A 23,093-nucleotide genomic window follows, 5' to 3' on the forward strand; every position below is an offset into this window, starting at 1 on the left:
GCGCATTAATTTTTGATTTATTAGTTAGTCAAAATAAGTATATGTCTATAACAATCAAATTTATCCGTTATTTTATTAGTTTTATTCTATAATTATAGTGCGTCACCTTTTGTTGTTATTACGAGCAAACGAAAAAACGCCGCCCGATGTCGGGCAGCGTTTTTGATAGTGAAGTCCTGTGGAGCCTGGTGCTTATGCGGCCAGATCGTCCAGATCCGAACCCTTGAACATCTTGGCGAGGTTTAGGAAGCAGATCATACCATGCTCATTGGCAATGATGCCTTCGGAGAAGGACTTGTCGAACGATGCAGACACTTCCGGAACCGGCTGAACCTGGCTTGCAGGAATGGTCAGAATGTCTGAAACGCGATCCACCAGCATGCCGATGACCATGTTATGAACTTCTGCCACGACAATCGCGCTGCGCTCATTGGCAACGGTGCTCTTCATGCCAAGCTTGTAGGCGAGATCGATAATTGGAATAACCGAGCCGCGAAGGTTCATCACGCCGATGACGTCCTTCGGTGCGTGTGGAAGAGGAGTGGAAGGAGCCCAGCCGCGGATCTCACGGATCGTGGTCGTTTTGACGCAGAACTCCTGATCGTGCAGACGAAACGCGATAATCTCGAGGGTATCGCCGCCGAAGTTTGTTGAAGTAATCGTAACCATCAGAATTCTTCCCAATCTTTGTTCTGGGCTGTGCAAGCGCACCGACGCTAGCGTATCCGGACTTTGGCTTCCTGCCTGGTGTACGAACAACCGGGATGGTAGTCCCGGCTTCATCCGCTCAGTGTTAACAGAAATATGTTTCTCAAATCTAAACTGCGTTAACAAGTTCTCAGAATATATGCGCCATGCGGAAGTCTTTCGCTGGCGTGTTCCAGCCTATCAATATTCTTTTTCGTAGAATATGCCCGCTGCACCTTCGCCATCGCCGCCTGCCTCGCCGCGCAGCTTTACGCCGCGCCCGACATCCAGATTGATGATGGCCTTGGCACCGGAACTGCCGCTTTGTTCCAGCTCCAGGTAGGTCTTGTCATTGAGATACTTGCCCGCCGACACCCTGGCCTGACCTTCTGAGTCAGTGGAGATATCCAGATCGTCGATGCCAAGATTGCTGCGCAAGCTATCAAACAGCGATGTGGACCGCCCACCCGCCAGTTGCCCCGCCGCATCTGCCAGCCGGGCAATCTGCAACGCCGAGAGCTTCGACATGGATTGGCCAAAAATCAGCTGCGCCATGACCTCGTCCTGCGGAAGGGCAGGGGACGAGGTAAAGCCGAATGCCGGGTCGTTTGCGTTCCCTGTCACCGATACGGTGACCGTGGTCGAGCCTGCGGTCGATTCCGCCGCCATGTTGAGAACCGGCACAAGGCCGCCGCCAAAGGTTATGTCGCCGGTGGTGAAATCGAGGCGGCGGGTCAGGATTTCCAGCCGGCCACGCTTCATTTCAAAGCCGCCGGAAACGGCGGGAGCAGCCGCTGTGCCGCGTACCGTCAGGCTGCCCGTCAACTCGGCATCGATGCCGCGACCACGCACGAATATGCCGCTGGGCGCGTTGATCTGAAGATCGAGCGCTATGGGAGAGGAACTGCCAGAGCCACCCTTGTCGGAATTGATTTCCCGGTCCTGGGCCCGAACGGCTGGCGGCGCATTCTTGTGTTTGATGTTGATCTGGGAAAGCGAAGCGGGCAGGCGTTCCGGAATTGTGATCGCACTTTTTTCAAGTGTGATGGTGCCCCCCAGAACAGGTCCGTTCAAAACGGGACCCTTGAGCGTCAATGTGCCGCTGGCAACGGTTGTGAACAACGTACCGTCATTATAGGCGGCGCGATTGAGCGTGATCGTCAGGTCAGCCGGAAACCCGGAACCGGGCGTGATGCCAACCGAGCCCGTACCTGAAACGGTGCCGCCGCCAGCCAATTTGCCTGTCAGGCGCGAGATCGTTGCCTGATCGCGCTGGAAATTGATCGTAGCGCCGAGATTGTTGACCGTGAGGTTTCTGCGCACATCCGTCACGCGTGTGCCATCTGTCGTCACGCTGCCGCTGATGAGCGGGGCGGCGACAGTGCCGTCGATTTTGACATCGAGCGAGGCCTTGCCTTCAACATCAAAGCCTTGTGCGGCGGTTTGTGCGGCGACTGCACCGAAGGGCAGGTTGCCCCGGAATGCCATTGAAATGGGCCGGTTGCCGCCAACACCCAGCGTGCCACCACCGGAAAGGGCTAGACCGCCCTGTCCGGTCACATTGGTGTCCAGGCGCAACGTGCCGCCAGCAAAGCGGCCATTGGCCTTGATGCCGAGGGCACCGAGCCCGGCAGCGCGCGTCTGGCTGACTGCCGCGTCGGACCATGTCAGATCATAATCGACAGCAGGATCGGATGCAGGTCCCTTGGCGACGACTGTGCCGGAAATTGTTCCGGCTGCATCAAGGCCGGGAGAAAACGCATTTGCCAGATTGGCGGGGAGGGCGCGAATATTAGTATTCAGATTAAGCGTCGATCCAGCTGTACCGCTGACCTCAACGCGTCCGTTTCCGGTCTGGATGACAATGCCTGAAAGGCGTGCAGATCCTGCCTCGACTGCGATGGCCGTCGGCTGCGCGAGCTTGACCGGAATGCCGCGTGGGGTCGCCGACAAGGCGTCGATCTTGACCGCGATGGCGCCACCGCCCGTATCGGCGCTGCCCTTCAGGATCAGCGGCGCGTTGTCATATCGGGCATTAAGGTCGAAGGCCGTGGCCGTGCCTGAGTGGTTGATATCAAGGTTCAAGCCCGAAATGGCGACAGCACCGGCATTGATTGCTTGTGCCTGCACCGTGCCGTTGACGGCGAGTGCTTGCAGATCGTCCACCTTGAGGTCGGCCACGAATTTTGAAACGGCTGCCGTACCCTGTCCAACGGCGTCACCGGAAGCGCCGATGATCGCCGCTATTTTTCCGCCCGCATTGGATAGCTCGATGTTGCCTTTGATATCACCGTTGGCCTGCTGCGCTGCAAGCGCCGCCAGAAGCGAAAGGTCCGGGAAGTCGAAGGCGAGTTTGCCGCTTGGGAGGAAGTCGGGTGTGAACTGAAGCTGGCCGGTCAGCACATTGCGCCCGACCGTAACGTTGAGCTGCGGAATGGCGGTTCCGTTTTCGCCCTGAACGAGTTCGCCCGTTGCATCGATGACCTGACCATCCAGCGACCCGCTTGCCTGCAGCTTTGCCTGGGGAGCGTTGAGGTCGGCTTTTCCGCTCGCAGAAACGTTTAGCGCCTCCAGAGCGCGGCCTGCCAGTGTCGCTTTGGCCGAATTGAGGCTCAGCTGGAAATCGGCAGCCGTGAGTGGTCCCTGAGCTTCGAGCGAAAAGCCGAGTGCACCGGATGCCTGCGGGGTGAGTTTTTCCAGCGCTGGCAATCGCCCGCCGAGCTTTGCCGCCACGGTGCCGTTTTCAAGCGAAACATCGCCATTGGCCTCCAGCGTGCCGGATTTGACGACGAGATTTTCGACGCTCGTGCGGCCGCCGATCGTGCTGTTGACATAGGCATCGATGGCTATGGTCGTGTCGAATTTCTCAGCAAGGGCTGGTGGCAGAACGGCGGGAAGCACGAACAGCCGCAGATTTGTGGCGATGGTTTTGGCCGTGAGGTCATAGGTGCCGCTGCCGGTGCCGCCGATGCTCGCACTTTCCAGTGTCACGCCTTCGAATGCGATGCTCTGCGGGGAAATGCGCAACGGCGCATTCAGCGTCAATGGGGCCTTGATGGCTCTTTCGAGGTCCGGTGCGGTCATGGCGGATTGCGCAATGCTGAGCGATGTCTTGACCGTACCCGTCTGGTTGGCCAGATTGAGATCTTCACTGCTTGCGGTGAGCTTGACGTCTTCCACGCGGCCCTGGGGTGCAGCCAACGAGCGCAGAGATGCGGACAGGCCAAGCTTTGCGGCTGTGGCATTGCCGCGTAGGGAGAGGTCGATGCCGTTGACGAGCGCAGCAATCTCACCGCCTTCAAGCGGCAGACGGATATCAACCGGCCCATTCGTGCCGATGAGATTGGCCGAGAGGTCATTCTGGCCCTGCTGATCGATAGCACCGGATGCTGTCAGCAAAAGCTTGCCGGTTTCAAGATTTCCACTTTCAACACTGATCCGCCCGCCGGGTGCGATGCTGGCTGCAAGGTCAAGCTTCGTCTGGCCTTCAAACAGCTGGCGCAGAAGTGGTGGCAGCAGCATGTCAGGCTGTCCGCCGCCATGCAGTTCGAGCCGCCTTGTGTTGTCGCTTAAGAGTTGATGGCGACCTGTCACGTCAAGCACCGGGTTGCCTGCAACATTGCCAGTCAGCGTCCCTGTCCAGTCGGAAAGTGCGCCCTGGCCCTTCAGGTCCAGCGCAACGGCTGGCGCGTTTGGTAAGCGCAGAAGCGTAGCCAGCAGGCCGCCTTGCGGTTCACTTAAGGAAGCGTCAAGCTTCAGCACATTGTCTTCAGGCGCAAAAACAATATCCGCCTTGACCTGCGCGTTAGGCTCATCCTTGCGATTGGCGGTCAGAAGGAGTGTGATCTTGCTGCTCGTCGCCGTGCCCTGACCTTTGGCGGCCAGTTCGAATGCGCGGCCAGCGAGTTTTTCGCCGAGCCTGATATCCGGCAATGCCAGATCATCAATGGCGATCTCGACCGGGAGGGAAAACCCGCCTGAACTTTCTGGCTGCGGCTCGCTGGGTGGAAGGGGCGCTCTGTCGAGGCTGATATTCGCAGCGCTGATTCGGTGTGCGTGAAACGTGCCGCGCAGCAGGTCCAGAGGCGCCCAGTCCACTTCCACGCCGTTCAATTGCGCATAGGTGCCTTCACGGTCGGCAATCGTCACCTGCGCCAGACGCAGATTGCCCGTTAGCAGGCCTGATGGTGCGGAAAGGGTGATGGTTTGGTCCGGTGAGGAAATGAGAGTTGAGACCCGTGATGCCGCAAATTGTGCGCCTGTCGGTGTCAGGCCGACGAGAAGGACGGCCACCAACAGCAGACCCACGACGCCAAGGGCGACGTAGATGATTGAGGTCAACAATCGGATCAATGCGGTCATCAAGCGTCATCACTCTGCTGGTTGCGAAAGGCTGCTGTCCTTAGAAGGACTGGCCGATGCCGGCATAAATGCCAAAGCTGCTTCCACCCTCATATTTCTTGAGAGGCATGGCGACATCAAGACGCAAGGGTCCGAATGGCGTTGCATATCGAAGGCCGAGACCCGCGCCAGCGCGGAAGTCGGAGAAATCAGGTGCGAAATCCGACGAGACGACACCGGCATCAACGAACGGCACGAGCCCGATGGTTTCCGTGACTTTGATGCGCGCTTCCACCGAGCTGACGATGTAAGAGCGTCCGCCGGTGGCCTCGCCCGCATCATTATAGGGCGAAATTTCCTGGTAGCTGTAGCCGCGAACCGAGCCGCCGCCGCCGGCATAAAAGCGCCGAGTGGCGGGTACATCTTCCAGCGAACTTGCCCCAATCAGCACGCCGCCTGCGATTTTGCCGGCCAGCACCACCTGATCGTCTGATCCCAGCCCCTTATATCCGGTCGTGGAGCCTTCAAAGGTCGAGAAGATCGTCCCGTTCAAGGCTTCAAAACTGGGCTTGGCTGAAACCGCAGCCCTGAAGCCCTCGGTCGGGTTCAGCTTGTCGTCACGCATGTCGCGCACGAATTCCAGCGGAACGGATGTTGTCAGATACTGGTTGGTGCCGAACGCATCCTCGGTATCCGTCCATTCCACTTCAAATCCGGCGGATGCAGTGTCGTAATCGTTGAACTCATAGGAAAAGCCCGCATAGCCGGTGACGGATCGGGCGTCGTAGCTATCCGGATGCTCGGTCTTGGCCTTGAGGCTTGCCGTAAACGTCGTTTCCGGCGTGATGACGCCGGGCTTGGTAAAGATTATCCCTGCCGAATAATCCATATCCTTTGCGTTGGAGGCCTCGCCCAGACGCGATACCGCACCTTCGATGCGCAGCGATTCGGCCCGCCCGAACAGATTGCGATGGCCCCAATAGCCTTGCAGGCCAATGCCTTCGGTGGTCGAGTATTGAGCGCCGACGCCCAGATAGCGGTGCTTTCCCTCCGACACTTCAATTGTCAGTGGTATTGATCCGTTGGGCGCCAGTGCGGACGCTTCCTTGATGCTGACGCTGGAAAAGACGCTGAGCTTGCGCAGACGGTCTGCTGCCTTGCGCAATTTCTCCGGGGAATAGGCTTCGCCACCATTGAGCCGCGAGTAGCGCCGGATGAAGTCTGCATCCACAGTGCGTGGGCCTTTGATGGAGACATCGCCAAGCGGTGCGACAGGTCCACCTTCCGCAGCCATGGTCAGATCGACCGAATTGTTGGCATGGTTGGCGACGGCCTGCCGGGTGGTCAGAGCTGCAAGAGGACGACCTTCAGCCTTCAGGTCTTCAACCAGTTTGTTGCCCGCTTTGATGATGGCGAGCGATCCCGCATCACCGCCCGTGACAAGGCCGTATTGCTCCAGATCCCGTCCTGCAACATCCCCCTCCAGCCTGACATTGCCCAGCGTAAACACCGGGCCGGGCGTCACGTCGATGACCACAGGCACGGGTGCGGAGCGGTTAAATGTGGGGTTAGGCGGTATGGAGTCGATATCTTGCCCGGCCACGGTAATCTTGACCGTGCCGCCATAGCGGGCGTTTTCATAAAGTGCTGCGACCAGGCGCTCCCGGTCATCACGCGCGCGAATCAGAAGACCAAGATCGCCCGATGCCGGTTTTTCCGGCTCGGCTGCCAGAAGGGAACTGTTGTTAAGGCTCTGCTCAAGCTTCGTGTCGGCACCCGGCGCATTCAGGGTTACCGCGAAGGTGACCGGATCGAGAACCTGTTGCTCTTCCTCGTCAGAGCCGAAAAGCGTGATGCCAAATATCTTGAAGGCGTAGGCGTTACGAGCGAAGCCCGGATACATTACGATTGACGCCGCAACCGCCATCGCGGTGCCAGCCTTCCAGAACGCAATACTCATCTTTGGGTCAGTCCGTCGTTTTGGCATACGCTTCTTTATGGTTGAGCATGTACTATCGAAGCCAGTGGTTTCCCGTCCGTTAATATTCAAGTTTAATCATAAACTTAATGATATGGCACCTGAAAAAGCACATTTTGGGCCCTGCAAACGCAAAAGCCCCGGCGAACCGGGGCTTCTTTCTGTGCCAATAAAGGCGTAATTAGCGGCAACGAGCCGTGTAACGCTGACCGTACTGGTCGCGGTAGTAGCAATAGCCTGGCTCGGAAGCATTGCCGATCAACGCACCACCAACGCCACCGATTGCAGCGCCGACGGCTGCGCCGCGTACGTTGCCGGTGACTGCGCCGCCGATGACTGCGCCGGAAACTGCACCAATCGATGCGCCCTTTTCAGTCTGCGTGCAGCCTGCAAGCGTCAAACCGATGACGGCGAAAATAATAGCCTTTTTCATGAACTCTCTCCAACGTTACATTCGAGCTTTTCTAGCTCTTTTGGTAGGCGTCCCATGGGTTATCTGCGGCGACTGCTACCTCCGACCGCAACAGATATCTAACAACTCGAATGTTCTTATGGAAGCCCCCTTGGCAGGCAACGCTCCCCATCCCCAATCGATTGTGACTGCTGAACGGGGTGCGGCGAAAAAAGTTCCATTTTGCCGCTGGTTTGATGTGAATCAATTTTGCGGTTTACCAATTATCTTATAGTTATGCTTAGAATGGTTCAAATGTAGGGGCGAATTGACGCAGTTTTCGACAAACAGCGTCGATGGGGTTGACGGTTCAAGGAGGTGAGCCGACAACGTACGTTAAGAATTCTGGAGCATGGAATGGACTTCGAGGCATATTTCAAGACCGAGCTGGATGGTTTGCATTCGGAGGGTCGATACCGCGTGTTTGCCGATCTTGAACGGCAGCAGGGAAATTTCCCTCGGGCAACGCGCTATACCGCCAGTGGCGACAAGCAGGACGTAACTGTCTGGTGCTCAAACGACTATCTCGGCATGGGCCAGAACCCCAAAGTCGTGGAAGCGATGAAAGCCGCCATCGATCACTGTGGCGCGGGTGCGGGAGGCACCCGGAATATCTCGGGCACCAACCACCATCATGTTCAGCTTGAGCGCGAGCTCGCGGACCTGCATGGAAAAGAATCGGCGCTCGTCTTTACCTCCGGCTACATTTCCAACTGGGCGACGCTCGGCACGCTTGGTCAGAAGATTCCCGGGCTGATCATTTTTTCCGACGCCCTTAACCATGCCTCCATGATTGAAGGCATCCGCTATGGCCGTTGTGAGAAGGTCATCTGGAAGCACAACGATCTTCAGGACCTCGAAGCCAAGCTGAAGGCCGCCGATCCGGCAGCGCCGAAGCTGATCGCCTTCGAATCGGTCTACTCCATGGACGGCGATATTTCGCCGATCAAGGAAATCTGCGATCTGGCTGACCAATATGGCGCGATGACCTATCTGGATGAAGTGCATGCCGTTGGCATGTACGGCCCACGCGGCGGTGGCATTGCTGAACGTGAAGGTCTGATGGATCGCCTCACGATTATCGAAGGCACACTCGGCAAGGCTTTCGGTGTCATGGGTGGCTACATCGCCGCCTCTCACGCCCTGTGTGATTTCATCCGGTCTTTCGCCTCAGGCTTTATCTTTACAACCGCACTTCCGCCGTCTCTTGCTGCCGGTGCTGTCGCCTCGATCCGGCATTTGAAGGCTAGTCCGTTTGAGCGGGTTCGCCATCAGGAGCGGGTGCGTACCCTGCGGCAGATGCTGGATTCCAGTGGCATTCCACACATTCACAATCCAAGCCACATCGTGCCTGTGATGGTGGGCGATGCGGCCAAGTGCAAATGGATTTCGGATATTCTTCTTGATGATCACGGCGTTTACGTGCAGCCGATCAACTATCCGACTGTACCGCGCAAGACAGAACGCCTGCGCATCACGCCGACGCCGCTGCACAGCGATGCTGATCTGGAGCGTCTTGTGGGTGCATTGCATCAGCTCTGGTCGCGTTGCGCGCTTGCAAGAGCCGTCGCCTGATACCTGCTGAAATGATAGATTGAGCAAAGGCCGCGACGGATCCAAGTCGCGGCCTTTCTTCTTTCAGATGCTAGTGTTCGAGCATCTCATCGACAATCTGCTTTGCATTCAGCGTGGCAGGATAATAGGTCGGCCAGTTGGTGAGCTCGGCCAGAACGGTGCTGCGGTCGTTGCCCCAGAAAAGATGGTAATGGCCCGCTTTTTGCGGCGCGATTGTGTGATCGCTGAACTGTATGAACTGCGGAGCGGAAGCGTCGCCTGTGGTCTTCTTGAAAATGTACCGGACCCCGCGATTACCCTTCTTGTACTTCAGGATTTCCAGCCCGTCCGATGCGTATTTGGCCTCTAGCGGCTTGCCGTCGCGATAGAAGGTGACATCTTCGCCCTTGATGACAATGCGCTCTACGTCGGTCTTGTAACCGATGGCGTAGTCGTCGCGATGTTCCTTGGCGGTCTTGGTGCCATGCTCAGCCTTGTGCGCCATAACCGGGTCCAGCGAGCCATCAAGCAGATAGGGGTAAACCGACTGCCAGTCGCCTTCCCAATCGGAAAGATCGCGTGGCTTAACCTGACCATCTTCGAAATAGCCCTTGTAGATATCGTTCGCGGCCTTGGAATGGTCATGCGCGTGGCTGTGGGAATGTCCCTTGTGGTTGTCTGCCATGGCAGCCGTGGTCAAAAGCAACGTGGTTCCGATCGATAGCGCTATGGCGTGTCTGCTGATCATTAGGGGTCCCTCAAATCGTTCATGGTCATCATCTTAGGTAATGTAATTACATTACATGTCCCGCTTAGCGAATTTTTCTCAGGCAGGCAATGCTGCATTTGCGATTATGGAGATTTGACGCAGCTTTGCCATGTCGCTGCCGATCATGGCAGCGCACCCATCTTCATCCGTGTGATGGTGGTTTCAGGCCGCCTGCTGCCGGTTCAGAATGGCTTCGCGCGCATGGATGCGGGCCTCGGCGTCTGCTACCAGCACATCATCCATCGTCTGGGCCGATTGTCCGTTGTTCAAACGATCCATGACGATTTCGACGATGTCGGCCATATCGAGAAAGCCGATCTGGCCATCCACAAAGGCGTGGAACGCGGTTTCGTCAGCGGCATTCAGTATCGCACCCTGCGCCCCGCCACGCTCCAGTGCGGTTCTGGCCAGCCGTAGCGCGGGGAAGCGAACCTCATCAGGGGCTTCGAAATCCAGCCGCGCGAGCTTGGTGAAATCCAGTCTTTCAACGTCAATCTCGCCGCGTGCGGGATAGGTCAGCGCGTAAGCGATGGCCGTGCGCATATCCGGGCAGCCAAGCTGGGCGATGACAGATCCATCCGTATAGGCCACCATGGAATGAATGATGGATTGGGGATGGACGATCACCTCGATCTGGTCGGGGCGAAGATCGAACAGGTATTTCGCCTCGATCATCTCCAACGCCTTGTTGAACATGGAGGCGCTGCCGATGGAAACCTTGAGGCCCATCGACCAGTTGGGATGGGCGCGGGCGATGTCTGCCGTGACACCCGCCATCTGTTCGCGGCTGAAGGTGCGAAACGGACCGCCGGATGCTGTCAGTACGATACGCTCGACATTGGCTTTGTTGGCAGGCTCCAGGCACTGGAAAATGGCGCTGTGCTCGCTATCAACAGGTATGAGCGTGCCGCCGCCCTGTTTCATGATGCGGATGAAGACGTCGCCCGCCGAAACGAGACACTCCTTGTTGGCCAGCGCAATATTGGCACCGCGCTGCGCCGCCGTCAGCGTCGGCTCAAGCCCCGGCGTTCCGGCAATCGCTGCCATGACCCAGTCGGCATCCATGCAGGCTGCTTCCTGCAAGCCGTTTTTGCCCGCCGCGACTTTGATATCGGTGCCAGCAAGCGCCTCTTTCAGAGCCTGATAATTGCCCTCGTCTGACGTGACCGCCAGCTTAGCGCCCAGCGCACGGGATTGCTCGGCCAGCAGTGCTATGTTGCCAGCGCCGGTCAGCGCCATAATATCGAACCGGTCACGTCCGCCAAGTTGATTGACGACATCAACCGTGTTCGTGCCGATGGAACCGGTGGAGCCCAGTATGGTCAGCTTTTCGGGGGAGGTCGGGCCATTGGAATGCGTCATATGTATCCGGCTTTTCTCAACTCTGTCTCTCAAGCGTCTACAAGCGAAAGGTGGGTATAACAAGAAGGAAAGGCACTCTTGTCTTTGGGGGACACCAAACGCATAGTCCAGCACTGTTCATCAAGAGAAGTAGCATGCGACGTTTTTTTGTTTCCAGTGGCTGGATTTTGGCAGCGACCTTCGTTCTGGTGCTGGTCCTCATTCCGTTTGATCCCGCTATTTCGCAGCGGGCGCAAGCGCTTCCCGCCCCGGTCGTCGGCTTCAACAATGCCATTACCGATTTCGGAACATTTCGCTGGATGCTCTACAGCACAGGTCTTCTGGCTATTCTCGCCTATGTCGTCTCGCGTGTGCTGACGCGCTCTGCCTATGCCACACGCCTTGGAAAGGCATGGTCGCTCTTGCTCTATTTCTTCCTGACCATCGGCACTGCAAGCATCCTCGTTCATCTTCTGAAGTTTCTGATCGGGCGGGCAAGGCCTGAACTGTTGCTGGAAATGGGTGCTTACAGCCTGACGCCGTTTACCGGCGACCATATCTATGAGAGCTTTCCATCAGGACATTCGGCAGCTGCCGGGTCTTTCTTCGGCGCCTTCATGATGCTGATACCGCGTTTCCGCTTCGTGTTTATCGGGCTTGCTCTTGTTATCGGCGTGTCCAGGGTTATCGTCGGTGCGCATTACCCAAGCGACGTGGCAGCAGGTCTCCTTCTGGGAACATGGACGGCGATGGCATTTGCTTTCATCTTCGCCCGCTCCGAGTGGATTTTCCGTTTCGACGCAAATGGCTGGCCGCATCCGAAAAACGCGGTGAGTTCAGCTGGATGATCGACAAGAGGAACCTCAATGGATCACGCTGAAACGCAAGCCGTTCGCTCTATCAAGACCACGGTGGTGATTGCGGGTGGCGGGCCAGCTGGCATGATGCTGGGGCTTTTGCTGGCGCGTGCCAATGTTGATGTCACCGTCATCGAAAAACACAGCGATTTCCTGCGGGATTTTCGTGGCGACACCATTCACCCCTCGACGCTTGAGATCATCGCGCAACTCGGCTTCATCAGGGAATTTCTGGCGCTGCCGCACACGCGGGCGGAAAAGCTGCACGCCGAAATTGGCGGCAGGAAAATAGCCATCGCCGATTTCTCGTGGTTGCCGGTCAAGAACCGCTTCATCGCCTTCATGCCACAATGGGATTTTCTGAACTTCATTGCGGGCAAGGCTGGGCAGTTCGAAAACTTTCGATTGCTGATGAACGCACCGGTCAAGGAACTGATCCAGGATGACGGCAGGGTGCGCGGACTTGTTGTCGAGACACCAGAAGGCGCGCTTAACATCGAAGCCGATCTGGTGATCGGAGCTGACGGGCGCAATTCTATCGTCAGGGAAAAGGCCGGTCTGGAAATCGAGAGCTTTGGTGTTCCAACCGAAGTGGTCTGGATGCGCCTGTCAAAACAGGATGGGGATCCTGATGAGACCATGGGGCATGCCGGTCCGCGACAGGGCTTCGTGCTGATTGATCGCGGCGATTATTGGCAGTGCGGCTATGTGGTGCGCAAAGGCACCTATGCGGAGTTCAGGGAACAGGGGCTGGAGGCTTTTCAAGAGCGCGTTGCCGAAGTATGCCCTCTTCCACGTGAACGCCTGTCGGAAATTGGAAGCTGGGACGATGCATGGCTGCTGACGGTGCGCATCGACCGCCTGAAACAATGGTGGAAGCCGGGGGTGATCTGCATTGGTGACGCGGCACATGCGATGTCGCCAATCGGCGGCGTGGGTGTCAATCTTGCCATTCAGGATGCGGTGGCGGCGGCCAATGTGCTCATCCCGATCCTATCGGCCCGGCGCTTGATTGCGGATACCGATCTGGCGGCCATCGAGAAGCGCCGGACCTTCCCGACAAAGGCGACGCAACGTTTGCAGTTGATGATGCGCAGTAAGAACAAGAAGGATCAGGCTGACGCCAAAAAGGCGAAGGGACCACCCGCCTTCGTGTTGGCCATCATGCGCTTTCCACTGCTCGCCCATCTGGCAGGCAGGCTGATTGGTCTGGGCTTCCGGCGCGAAAAGATCAATTATTGAGCTTGTCGAATTCCCGCTCGTCATAGAGACGACGCAATATTTTGGCTGTGCCCGCCGCCCCATCCAGATCGAGATCGATCTCATCAGGTTCCGGCAGCTTCAACGCCTGCTGGATGGCATCCGCCATGGATTGCGGTGATATGGCGCTTTCTTCCAGCACATGGGCAAGCCCCAGTTTTGCCAGTCGCGATGCGCGCGCGCCCTGTTCCGTTTCTCCACCGGCAGCGAAGGGAATGAGGAGCGAGCGGCACTTGGCCTGCAGGATGTCGCAAACTGTATTGTAACCGGCCTGCGAAATGGAAAGCTTTGCGCCTGACAGCAGACTTGCAAAATCCTTGCGAAACCGGAAGACCGAGATGCCCTCACCAGCCTGCGCTGAAATGGCATCGAAATCCGCTTTCGGCATATTCGGGCCGGTGATAAGGCACCAGCTCTTGACCGCATCGATCATGGGTGCAGCGTCCAGTGCTGCGCGGATGAGTGCCGCCCCGACAGCCCCGCCGCCTGCGGAAACGACGACATCGAATCTCTCCTGCGGTGGCTCCTGCCTAGGTGCTGCGACAAGGCCGGTATAGACGATGCGCTGGCTGATCTGGTCTGCCAGCGGAAACGTCTCTTCCAGCCGCACGAAATTCGGGTCTCCATGCACGAGAACGGTATCGAAGTGCTTTTTGACGAGCGCAATCGTCTCTTCGTCGCGGCCGGGTTTGGCACGTTCCTGCAAGATGTCACGCAATGATGTCATCACAAGCGGACGCTCGATGCTGCGCTCGATGGCGCTCAAAAGTGGCATGAGTTCGAAACGCACCTGCCGTCGCCCAAAAGGGAAAGCCTCGATGATGACGATATCGGGTCTGGTGCCGTGATAGGCGCCCAGTAGCATGCTGGTGCGGCTGTCCTTGAACATGTCATCCACCGGCTGCCCGGTGGCATCGACGAGACCGGAGAAACTGCCGTCGCTGACGGCGATGGGGGGCAGTTCGATGTGGCGGATACCTTCGCCCGGAAAGCCCGGAACAGGCGTTCCACCCGTTGCCAGCGTTACGTCGAAACCGTCTGCGACCAGAGTGCGGGCAACGCGGCTGGCGCGGGCGATGTGGCCGATGCCAAGCAGATGTTGCACATAGAAAAAGACGCGGGGTGCGGGTTTCTTTGCGGTCACTGGGTTTTCTCCCATTCCTGCTCGAACAGTGCCTTCAACTCGGTGATGCTGTTGCGGTGGTCAAATGCGGTGCGAACGCGGCTCTCTGCCGCCATTCCCAGCCGGGAGCGAAGGTCCGGGTCGATGATAGCGCTTTGCAGCGCCTGGGAAAAGGCTGCGGGATCATCGGGCGCTGTCAGCAATCCGTTTTCACTATCCACGAAGAATTCCGGTATGCCTGAGATGTTGGTGGAAATGCAGGCAAGGCTCTGGCTTGCCGCTTCCACCAGCACGTTAGGAAGCCCATCGCGATCACCATCGCTGGTGATGCGGCAGGCGAGCGCGAAGAGATCCGCCGCGCGATAATGCTCCAGCACCTGTTTCTGGTCCATCGCCCCGGTCCAGGTGATCCGCTCCGAAAGCCCGAGTTCGGATGCCAGCGCCTTGAGTGTGGTCAACTCGTCTCCACCGCCAATATGGGTGAATTGCCAGTGCAGCGATGGTGGCAGCGCTGCCAGCGCACGCAAAAGGATATCTATGCCCTTTTTCTTCACGGCCCGGCCGACGCTCAAGATACGGACAGGATCATCCGGATTGGAGCCAGTGCGAGGCGGTCGCGGGGTGTCATTGTGTGGAAAGCGCGTGAGATCGAGGCCGTGATAGCTCAGATGCACATTGGCTTTTTCGCCGGAAAGATTTTGCAGGTGACGGAAGCCGCTCGCGGTACAGGTCACGGCCCAGCGGGCGCTGTCCAGCTTGGCCGCCAGATCCCGATCGCTCGAGGTCCAGATATCCTTGGCGTGGGCGGAAATCGTCCACGGAATGCCTGTAATCAGATGTGTGTAGGCGGCGACGGATGCGGGTGTGTGGATGAAGTGAACATGCAGCCAGCCAGCGTCGGCAGGCCATTCATGCGCCAGCACGGCAGCCTGACCGAAACGGCGAAAGCGATTGCGTGAGAGATCATGGCGAAGGTCCCCAAAGAAACGCCTAAGCGCCTGTCCGAAACGCGGTTTGCTGCGGCAAGCCCAAAAGGCTTTCAGCACACGGAGAGGTTCCTCATGCAAATATTCCGGCAGGTAAGTTACCTTGGCGCGGATTTCATCATGCACCGGGTGGCGCTTCTTGTCCGTCGGGCGGCGCATGGACACAAGTTCCAGCTCCAGCCCTGCCTTTTCAAGGCCCAGCAGTTCCTGCGCGATGAAAGTTTCTGAAAGGCGTGGGTAGCCTTTCAGCAGAACCATGATTTTCTTGTTGCCGGTCACGATATCAGCATCTCTTTCTGGGTGCAGACCCAGGCTCAGGCATTGGCGGTTTTGGCGGTGTCTTCAGGTTGAAGCCATTCCGCAATCCGTTTGGAAATGTTTTCCAGCCCATCCAGTTTGAGGTTACGGCCATTGGCTGAGGGAGGCGCGCGCTTGAGCAGGTCCTTGAGCGCCTGCGCCATACGCAGCGGGTTCTCCGCATCTTCAGGCAAGAGCATGTCAAACAGCCCCAGTTCCGATGCGCGGCTGGCGCGGATCAATTGCTCTTCACGCGGTACGATGCGCGGCACGATGAGGGCTGGCTTGTCGAATGAGAGGATTTCGCACACCGTGTTGTAGCCACCCATGGAAACGACGGCCTTGGCTCCCGCAACAATGTCTTCCATGCGATTGTCGAATTCGATGATCTCGATATAGGGAATATCGGATGTGTTCTGCATGAAGCGCAGGCGCTGCTCGCCCGGCATATAGGGGCCGAGAACGATCAGGGCTTTGTGCGTCAGCTCCGAGTCTGCCTTGTAGGCATTGATCACGTCGTCGATCAGCTCACTGCCATCGCCGCCGCCGCCCGTCGTCACCAGAATGTAATCGCCTTCGGTGCGATGCGATGTGCTTTCCGATTGGGTCTTCGAGCGTTGCAGGAAACCGACGAAATCCATCTTGTCGCGCACCTTTGGGGGCACATCCAGCCCCATCAGCGGATCATGGAAATCAGGTGGACCATAGACCCAGACGTGATCGTAATAACGCTCGATCTTGGGGAGGATATCATTGCGCTTCCACTCGGCTTCCAGCAGTTGCGGCGCGTCCATCACGTCGCGCAGGCCAATGACGAGCTTGGTACCTTTCTCCTTGAGATAGGCGAGCGTTTCCTCCACCTCTCCACGCAGCCCCATGGGTTCCTTGTCAACGATGAAGATATCCGGCTGGAAGCTTTCGGCGGTGTGATAAATAATCGAGCGGCGCATCTTCAGGGTTTCCTGAAGATCGATATGCCGGTCGAGCGAGGTATATTCGCCGTTTCGCAATTTGATGACGCTTGGGATTTTGACGAAATCCACCCGGGCGCGATAGTCGAAGGCACCGGCAATTGTTGCGCCTGAAATGATCAGAACGTTCAGACCACGATAATCCTCGACCAGCGCATGAGCAATGGTTCGGCAACGGCGCAAATGGCCGAGACCGAACGAGTCATGGCTATACATCAAGATGCGCACGTCTTTCAGGCGAGTGCTCATGGACAGCACCTCTTGTTGCGGTTCGCTTGACGGGTCTTGTTGGTTGGATGGGGCACTGGACAGTCCGTGGTTATTTAAAAGGGTCAGCCGCATCACGTAGTCCATCGCCGAAGAAATTAAAGGCCAAGATGACGAGGACTACCGGTACTGTCGGCAGAAGAAGCCATGGATAAAGGGCAATCACGCTCACACTTCTCGCTTCTGTGAGCAGAATGCCCCAACTTGTGATCGGTGGGCGAAGGCCTAAGCCTAGGAAGCTGAGTGCGGTTTCACCCAGAATCATGCCCGGTATTGTGAGCGTCGCGGATGCGATCAGGTGGGACATGAAGCCGGGAATGAGGTGCCTGCCGATGATGCGCGGGGTGCTGGCACCCATAAGCTGCGCGGCCAAGACATAGTCTTCCTCGCGCAGTGCCAGAAGCTTGGAGCGCACGGCACGAGCAAGCCCGGTCCAGTCCAGAAGCCCCAGAATAAGGGTGATGCCCAGATAGACGAGGATGGGGCTCCACGTGACCGGCATGATGGCGGCCAGCGCCAGCCACAGCGGAATGCTGGGAATGGATTGCAGCACCTCGATGATGCGCTGGACGATCAAATCGAACACGCCGCCGCGATAGCCGGCAAGGCCACCAATCACAATGCCGAGCACGAAGCTCATGGCGACACCCAGCAAGCCGATTGTGAGCGAAATGCGGGCACCATAGATGATGCGCGACAGCACGTCGCGTCCAAGACGGTCGGTGCCGAGCAGATACATCTGGCCGTCTTGCGCAGGGCAGACCAGATGCACGTTGCTGTCGAAAAGACCCCAGAACCTGTAGTCGTCACCCCGGCAGAAGAAGCGCAGCTTCTGAACATCCGTTGGCATGTCCGTATAGACCCGCCGCAGGTTTTCCATGTCCAGGCTCATGGTTCGCCCGTAGACGAAGGGGCCGATGAACTCGCCATCATGGAAAAGGTGGATGGCCTGCGGAGGCGCGTAAATATTCTCAACATTGCGGGTGTGCAGATTATAGGGCGCAAGAAATTCGCAGATCATGATCGACAGATAGACGAACAGCAGGAAGGCGCCGGAATAAAGCGCCAGCTTGTGCTGTCGAAACTGCCACCACATCAGCCTGAACTGAGAGGCTTTATTGAAGGCGGCCATGCCTGATGTCGTTGGCTCTACGAGACTGGGATCGAACGGAGCGGTGGAGACGAAATGCGGCAATGGCTCGCCGGGCTTTGGAAGGGAGGTGGTCATTTCAGGTTACCACCTCCAAAGCGGATGCGCGGATCGAGAATGGCCAGTGCGATATCAGAGACGAGCACGCCAATCACCGTCAGGAATGCGAGGAACATCAGGAAGGAACCAGCCAGATACATGTCCTGACTTTGCAGGGCGCGGATCAACATCGGGCCGGTCGTTTCCAGCGATAGAACGATGGCCGTAATTTCAGCACCTGAGATAATAGCTGGCAGAATTGAGCCGATATCCGAGATGAAGAAGTTCAGCGCCATGCGCAGCGGATATTTCGTCAGCACCTTGAAAGGGTGCAGACCTTTGGCGCGGGCCGTGACCACATATTGTTTTTGCAGCTCATCCAGCAGATTGGCGCGCAAGCGGCGGATCATTCCAGCCGTGCCCGCCGTGCCGATGATGAGAACCGGTATCCACAGATGCTCCAGAATGGACTTGAACTTGGCCCAGCTCATATCCTGGTTCAGAAATTCACGGTCCATCAGGTGGCCGATGGAGGTGCCGAACCAGATATTGGCAAAATACATGAGGATCAGCGCCAGCATGAAATTAGGAATGGCGATGCCCAAAAGCCCGATGAAGGTCAGGCCGTAATCACCCCAGCTGTATTTATGCGTGGCCGAATAGATGCCGATGGGGAAGGCGATGATCCAGGTGACGATGATGGTGACAAAGGACACCAGCATGGTCAGCCACAGGCGGTCGCCGACGACTTCGTTGACGGGAAGCTGGTATTCGAAGGAGTATCCAAAGTCGCCGACCAGCATGCCGGTTGCCCAGCGAAAATACCGGATCGGCGCTGGCTGATCGAAGCCATAGCGGACCCGCAATTCTTCAATCTCGGCCATATTGGCCGTTTCACCCATGGCCCGCATTTCCGAGACATAGCTCTCGAAATAGTCCCCCGGTGGCAATTCGATGATGGTGAAGACCAGCATCGAAATCAGGATGAGGGTAGGGATCATTACCAGAAGGCGCCCTAGAATATATCTGAGCATGTCATGCGTCTCCGTCGTACCAGAACGCATCTGGCATGTAGACACCGAGATAGGAGGTCGGCTCGAAACCGTAGAGCGCCTTTTCCGGCACATTGCGCATTCGGGCCGCGTGCACGATGGGCTGCAGCGCGCTGTTGACGATGCCGATGGAAAAGACTTGCTGCGAGTAAATCCCCAGCATTTCCAGCCAGATGGCCCGCCGCTCTTCCTCGGTGATGCTGACCCGCCATTTCTTCAACAGAGCCAGAAGATCGGACGCCGCGGCAAGATCCGGTGCCGTGCCTTCGCGCCCGCCGGAGAGATAATGGACGCCCCAGACCGGCCATTGCAGCTGATCGTCGCCAGTCGGTGCCAAGCCCGCGGGCAGCATGTCCGGCGTCGGTACCGCATTGTCCATGCCAAACCACACCGACATCATCACCTCGCCGCCCATGGCGCGCTTGCGAAATACATCGCGCTGCGTGGGACGGCTGGAAAGCGAGATGCCGAGCTTGCGCCAATGGTCTGTTACCAGTTCCATCACATCTGTTTCCAGCGTGCTTTCGCCAGCCGTTTCAACGATGATATGGGCAGGCCGCCCATCGGGCAGCAGGCGCACGCCCTTGTCATTGCGGTTGGTCAGCCCCAGCTCGTCCAGCAGGGCATTTGCCATGGCAGGGTTGAAGTCAGCCCATGCCTTGGCAAATTCCGGACGAAACAGCGAGCTTTCCGGCAGGACGGTGTCAGCGCTTTCCTTGGCAAGCCCGTAGAAGCAGACCATGTTGATCTCATGCCGGTCGATACCGACCGAGAGGGCACGCCGCATCCGCACATCGCGGAACAGTGTTCGCCAGACTTCATCGCCGCAATTCAGGTTCGGCAACAGGCAGACGCGCGACCCCTGGCTGCGCGTCCAGAGACTGACCTTCAGCGGAAAGCGATCTTCCGCATCCTTGAGATAGGTATAGTCGTTGAAATCGAGCCCCATGAATTGCAGATCGCTATCGCCTGATGCGGTCTTGGCGGCAATGATTTCCGACGAGGTCACATTCAGCAGGAAGCGGTCGAGATAGGGCAGTTGCAGGCCGTTTTCATCGACGCGGTGATAGTAGGGATTGCGCTCGAAAATGAACTGTTCCGAAGGCGGATAGGTGATGTTGCGCCAGGCGTCGAGCGTCGGCAGATCCGGGTTTTCAGGCCGCACCTGCCGCGACATCTTGATGTGCAGGCTGCTCCAGTCATCCACCTTGTTCTTTTTTGCCAGCTTAGCCAGATTTTCAGGGGTCTGATATTTGGCGTGGAACTGCTTCATATAGGCAGCGGGCAGGCACAGGCGTGCAGGAGACGCACCAGCCAGCTTGGCCAGAAAGTCGGGGTTCGGACCTTCCCACGTATAGCGCACCGTGAGGCGATCAATGACCTCCACCAAAGGTGGCTTTTCATAAACCAGCAATTCAATCGGGGGGCCGCCCTTATGAATCTCCCGGTTCATCGCTACCTCTTCCCAGAAATAGCGGAAATCTTCTGTCGTGAAGTCGCTTCCGTCAGACCATTTGTGGCCATCGCGCAGCTTCAGCGTGAAGATGCGTTCCTGATCGACCGTATATCCTTCCAGAATATCCGGCTGGAAATTGAAGCTCTCATCATAGCCAACCAGCCGTGCATAGCTGTTGATCGGCATCAGGCGGATATCGCGCTGACCACCGATCAGCATGCGCACCGAGCCACCGTGTTTACCCGGCTCGCGCCCAAGGCTTTTCAGGTTCATCACGCGCGGGTTTTTCGGCAGCCGCTGGTCGAGCGGCGGCAACTCACCCTTGTCGATCTTTTCCTTCAGAAACGCCGAATCCGTATAGGCGGCAAATGCCTTGAACGGGGCGAAAACGGATGCGAGGAGGGCGAGGGTCGTTCGACGCGTGATCACGAGCGTAACTCCGCAACATCAACATTTCCGTTTGCCAGCACGAGGTGCCCGCCGCCGAGATCGGCCGTGATCAGATCGCTATCATCGCTCTGGCGGAACTGCTTGCCCCAATCAAATTTGCCGGTGGCGCTGATCTTGGCGATGGTGCTGAAATCCAACGGCCTGTCGAGATCCGGGAACGGAACGGCGGCCAGCAATGATTTCGTATAGGGATGCACCGGATTGCGCATCAATGCTTCGCGTGGCGCAAGCTCCACGATTTTTCCCTCGCACATCACGGCAACGCGGTCGGCCATATAATCCACCACGGCAAGATTGTGGGAAATGAACAGGTAGGTCAGGCCCAGCTCCTTCTGCAAATCCTTCAAAAGGTTGAGGATCTGTGCCTGAACCGAAACATCGAGCGCCGAGACGGGTTCGTCGCAGATCAGCAATTCCGGGCCCAGTGTCAGGGCTCTTGCAATGCCGATGCGCTGACGCTGCCCACCGGAAAAGCTGTGGGGGTAGCGGTTGAGCGCACTTTCGCCAAGGCCGATGGCTTTGAGCAGGTTACGAACCTTTTCGGCGCGGGATTTTGCATCGCCGCGGCCGTGAATTTCAAGCGGCTCGCTTAGAATGTTGCTGATTGTCATGCGCGGCGAAAGCGAGGAAATGGGGTCCTGAAACACCATTTGTATCTTGGTGCGCAGTTCCCGCAGGTTGTCATCCCGAGCGTTGAGAACGTCGATATCGCCTGTCTTGCTGTGAAATGTCAGGGACCCTTCATCGGGACGCACGGCACGCATCAATATCTTGCTGACTGTCGTTTTGCCGCTGCCGCTCTCGCCCACCAGCCCTAGGCACTCGCCGCGGAAAATATCGAAACTTACACCATCGACTGCCTTGGTCGCGGTGGATTTGCCCGAGCTGAACCAGCTTGATTTGCGGGTAGAGAAGGTCTTGCTGACATTGTTGACGCTGAGCAGTACACCCTTGGTCTTGTCCACGGCCTCGGTTTTCTTGCCGATCAGGCTTTCCTTGTCGATGACGACATCACGAAGCGCTTTCAGCCTCTCGCCGGGCTTCATGTTGAAGTGTGGCACGGCGGCCATCAAGCCCTTAAGATAAGGGTGGGAGGGCGCGCGGAAAATATCGTCGACCGGACCGGATTCCATGATTTCGCCCTGATAGATGACGGCCACTTCGTCGGCTATATTGGCCACGACGCCAAGATCATGGGTGATCAGCAGCATGCTCATGTTCAGGCGGCTTTGCAGATCGCGCAGCAGCTTCAGGATCTGCGCCTGAATGGTCACGTCAAGCGCCGTCGTCGGCTCATCGGCGATCAGAAGAGCAGGGCGACAGATCAGCGCCATGGCGATCATGGCGCGCTGGCGCATGCCGCCTGAAAGCTCGAAGGGGTACATGTTGCAGATTTTTTTCGGGTCGGAAAAGCCGACAAGATCAAGCGTTTCCTCCATTTTTTCCTGCCGCTCTGCAGGCGTCAGTACAGAGTGAATCCGCAAGGCTTCATCGACCTGATTGCCGATTGTGTGCAGCGGCGAAAACGAGGTCATCGGTTCCTGAAAGATCAAGCCGATGCGGTTTCCCCTGATGGCCCGCATGGGCTTGCCATCTGGCTCCAGCTGCAGCAGATCGATAGCGCCTTTTTCGGAACGATCAGGATCTGAAAACAGCACGCGACCCTTGACCCGTGCCGTGCGGGGCTGGATTCCCATGATGGTCTGCCCGATGACGGATTTGCCCGAGCCGGATTCGCCGACCAGCGCGGTGACCTTGCCCGGCAAAATACGCAGGCTGGCATTTCTGACGGCATCGATCTTGCCGCCCATCAAAGAAAAGGAAACCTCGAGATTCTCGATACGAAGCAAATCGGCGCCTGAACTCATGCCAAGGGTTTCCTCACCGTTCTTATTGTGCCTGTGGCAGTTATTTAAGGGCCATAAAACCTACGTTATCTTAGGGCTGTAGTTCTGTCTATGCTCCTGAAACAGCGAAAATATCAGCTCGCTCTTTCTATCGCGTGTCGCATAAAACCATGTAGATCGAAGATGTGTCCGAGTTATTAAACCCGAGGAAGCCGAG

Annotated in this window: 16 protein-coding genes; 3 read left to right on the forward strand and 13 right to left on the reverse strand. The window is 57.4% G+C overall.

The features are described from left to right. Window positions 1-192 precede the first annotated feature (192 nt). The 4 genes from IFT53_RS13810 to IFT53_RS13825 all read right to left on the reverse strand — a co-directional run bounded on the left by IFT53_RS13810 (window position 193) and on the right by IFT53_RS13825 (window position 7,439). Complete coding sequence (locus tag IFT53_RS13810; protein ID WP_042620080.1) at window positions 193-669, reverse strand: chemotaxis protein CheW; 477 nt, start codon at window positions 667-669, stop codon at window positions 193-195. 219 nt (window positions 670-888) lie between these two features. Beyond that, window positions 889-5,049, reverse strand: a complete 4,161-nt coding sequence (locus tag IFT53_RS13815) for a translocation/assembly module TamB domain-containing protein (RefSeq protein WP_192065404.1) — start codon at window positions 5,047-5,049, stop codon at window positions 889-891. Window positions 5,050-5,089: 40 nt separating this feature from the next. After that, a complete protein-coding gene (locus IFT53_RS13820; protein ID WP_192065405.1) occupies window positions 5,090-7,015 on the reverse strand; it encodes an autotransporter assembly complex protein TamA in 1,926 nt (641 codons plus the stop codon). Between the two features lie 172 nt (window positions 7,016-7,187). After that, window positions 7,188-7,439 carry a YMGG-like glycine zipper-containing protein gene (locus IFT53_RS13825; RefSeq protein WP_042620082.1) on the reverse strand — a complete coding sequence of 84 codons (252 nt, stop codon included), beginning with the start codon at window positions 7,437-7,439 and terminating at the stop codon, window positions 7,188-7,190. Between the two features lie 375 nt (window positions 7,440-7,814). On the opposite strand from IFT53_RS13825, the gene hemA reads away from it, so the two are divergent. Then, window positions 7,815-9,032, forward strand: a complete 1,218-nt coding sequence (hemA, locus tag IFT53_RS13830) for a 5-aminolevulinate synthase (RefSeq protein ID WP_192065407.1) — start codon at window positions 7,815-7,817, stop codon at window positions 9,030-9,032. 70 nt (window positions 9,033-9,102) lie between these two features. Here hemA and IFT53_RS13835 read toward each other — a convergent pair whose 3' ends face one another. Both IFT53_RS13835 and dxr read right to left on the reverse strand, forming a co-directional pair. After that, a complete protein-coding gene (locus IFT53_RS13835) occupies window positions 9,103-9,759 on the reverse strand; it encodes a metal-binding protein ZinT (RefSeq protein WP_192065409.1) in 657 nt (218 codons plus the stop codon). Window positions 9,760-9,942: 183 nt separating this feature from the next. Beyond that, a complete protein-coding gene (gene dxr / locus IFT53_RS13840) occupies window positions 9,943-11,142 on the reverse strand; it encodes a 1-deoxy-D-xylulose-5-phosphate reductoisomerase (RefSeq protein ID WP_192065411.1) in 1,200 nt (399 codons plus the stop codon). 134 nt (window positions 11,143-11,276) lie between these two features. Here dxr and IFT53_RS13845 point away from each other — a divergent pair, with 134 nt between their 5' ends. Together IFT53_RS13845 and IFT53_RS13850 are read left to right on the forward strand one after the other, a co-directional pair. Beyond that, window positions 11,277-11,969 (forward strand): phosphatase PAP2 family protein, encoded by a 693-nt coding sequence (locus tag IFT53_RS13845; RefSeq protein ID WP_192065412.1) that lies wholly within the window; start codon window positions 11,277-11,279, stop codon window positions 11,967-11,969. Between the two features lie 18 nt (window positions 11,970-11,987). After that, window positions 11,988-13,220 carry an FAD-dependent oxidoreductase gene (locus IFT53_RS13850; RefSeq protein WP_192065414.1) on the forward strand — a complete coding sequence of 411 codons (1,233 nt, stop codon included), beginning with the start codon at window positions 11,988-11,990 and terminating at the stop codon, window positions 13,218-13,220. Here the strand turns inward: IFT53_RS13850 and IFT53_RS13855 are convergent. From IFT53_RS13855 to IFT53_RS13885, 7 genes are all read right to left on the reverse strand, one after another. After that, window positions 13,210-14,397: a glycosyltransferase family protein gene (locus tag IFT53_RS13855; RefSeq protein ID WP_192065416.1), complete on the reverse strand. Its 1,188-nt coding sequence runs from the start codon at window positions 14,395-14,397 to the stop codon at window positions 13,210-13,212. The two genes, IFT53_RS13850 and IFT53_RS13855, sit on opposite strands and share 11 nt — an antisense overlap. Further along, complete coding sequence (locus tag IFT53_RS13860) at window positions 14,379-15,626, reverse strand: glycosyltransferase (protein WP_192065418.1); 1,248 nt, start codon at window positions 15,624-15,626, stop codon at window positions 14,379-14,381. Before IFT53_RS13860 ends, IFT53_RS13855 begins: the two co-directional genes overlap by 19 nt. A 35-nt stretch (window positions 15,627-15,661) precedes the next feature. Next, window positions 15,662-16,864: a glycosyltransferase family protein gene (locus IFT53_RS13865; protein ID WP_192065419.1), complete on the reverse strand. Its 1,203-nt coding sequence runs from the start codon at window positions 16,862-16,864 to the stop codon at window positions 15,662-15,664. A 70-nt stretch (window positions 16,865-16,934) separates the two neighbouring features. Next, the gene (locus IFT53_RS13870) at window positions 16,935-18,110 is read right to left on the reverse strand and encodes an ABC transporter permease (protein ID WP_192065421.1); all 1,176 of its coding nucleotides are present in this window, start codon (window positions 18,108-18,110) and stop codon (window positions 16,935-16,937) included. Next, window positions 18,107-19,105, reverse strand: coding sequence for an ABC transporter permease (locus IFT53_RS13875; RefSeq protein WP_192065422.1), 999 nt, complete (start codon window positions 19,103-19,105; stop codon window positions 18,107-18,109). Before IFT53_RS13875 ends, IFT53_RS13870 begins: the two co-directional genes overlap by 4 nt. 1 nt (window position 19,106) lies before the next feature. Then, on the reverse strand, window positions 19,107-21,008 hold the full coding sequence (locus IFT53_RS13880) for an ABC transporter substrate-binding protein (RefSeq protein WP_192065424.1): 1,902 nt from the start codon (window positions 21,006-21,008) through the stop codon (window positions 19,107-19,109). After that, window positions 21,005-22,897 (reverse strand): ABC transporter ATP-binding protein, encoded by a 1,893-nt coding sequence (locus IFT53_RS13885; protein ID WP_192065426.1) that lies wholly within the window; start codon window positions 22,895-22,897, stop codon window positions 21,005-21,007. The genes IFT53_RS13880 and IFT53_RS13885 overlap by 4 nt, the downstream gene beginning before the upstream one ends. Window positions 22,898-23,093 lie beyond the last annotated feature (196 nt).

The sequence above is a fragment of the Rhizobium sp. CFBP 13644 genome (genome assembly GCF_014842165.1).
Lineage (GTDB): Bacteria > Pseudomonadota > Alphaproteobacteria > Rhizobiales > Rhizobiaceae > Agrobacterium > Agrobacterium tumefaciens_C.

Coding starts and splice junctions, on each gene's coding strand:
- dxr (WP_192065411.1), bottom strand. CDS start 11,142: ATGACGCATTCCAATGGCCCGACCTCCCCCGAAAAGCTGACCATACTG.
- IFT53_RS13825 (WP_042620082.1), bottom strand. CDS start 7,439: ATGAAAAAGGCTATTATTTTCGCCGTCATCGGTTTGACGCTTGCAGGC.
- IFT53_RS13835 (WP_192065409.1), bottom strand. CDS start 9,759: ATGATCAGCAGACACGCCATAGCGCTATCGATCGGAACCACGTTGCTT.
- IFT53_RS13870 (WP_192065421.1), bottom strand. CDS start 18,110: ATGACCACCTCCCTTCCAAAGCCCGGCGAGCCATTGCCGCATTTCGTC.
- IFT53_RS13885 (WP_192065426.1), bottom strand. CDS start 22,897: ATGAGTTCAGGCGCCGATTTGCTTCGTATCGAGAATCTCGAGGTTTCC.
- hemA (WP_192065407.1), top strand. CDS start 7,815: ATGGACTTCGAGGCATATTTCAAGACCGAGCTGGATGGTTTGCATTCG.
- IFT53_RS13845 (WP_192065412.1), top strand. CDS start 11,277: ATGCGACGTTTTTTTGTTTCCAGTGGCTGGATTTTGGCAGCGACCTTC.
- IFT53_RS13810 (WP_042620080.1), bottom strand. CDS start 669: ATGGTTACGATTACTTCAACAAACTTCGGCGGCGATACCCTCGAGATT.
- IFT53_RS13815 (WP_192065404.1), bottom strand. CDS start 5,049: ATGACCGCATTGATCCGATTGTTGACCTCAATCATCTACGTCGCCCTT.
- IFT53_RS13865 (WP_192065419.1), bottom strand. CDS start 16,864: ATGAGCACTCGCCTGAAAGACGTGCGCATCTTGATGTATAGCCATGAC.
- IFT53_RS13850 (WP_192065414.1), top strand. CDS start 11,988: ATGGATCACGCTGAAACGCAAGCCGTTCGCTCTATCAAGACCACGGTG.
- IFT53_RS13875 (WP_192065422.1), bottom strand. CDS start 19,105: ATGCTCAGATATATTCTAGGGCGCCTTCTGGTAATGATCCCTACCCTC.
- IFT53_RS13855 (WP_192065416.1), bottom strand. CDS start 14,397: ATGGGAGAAAACCCAGTGACCGCAAAGAAACCCGCACCCCGCGTCTTT.
- IFT53_RS13820 (WP_192065405.1), bottom strand. CDS start 7,015: ATGCCAAAACGACGGACTGACCCAAAGATGAGTATTGCGTTCTGGAAG.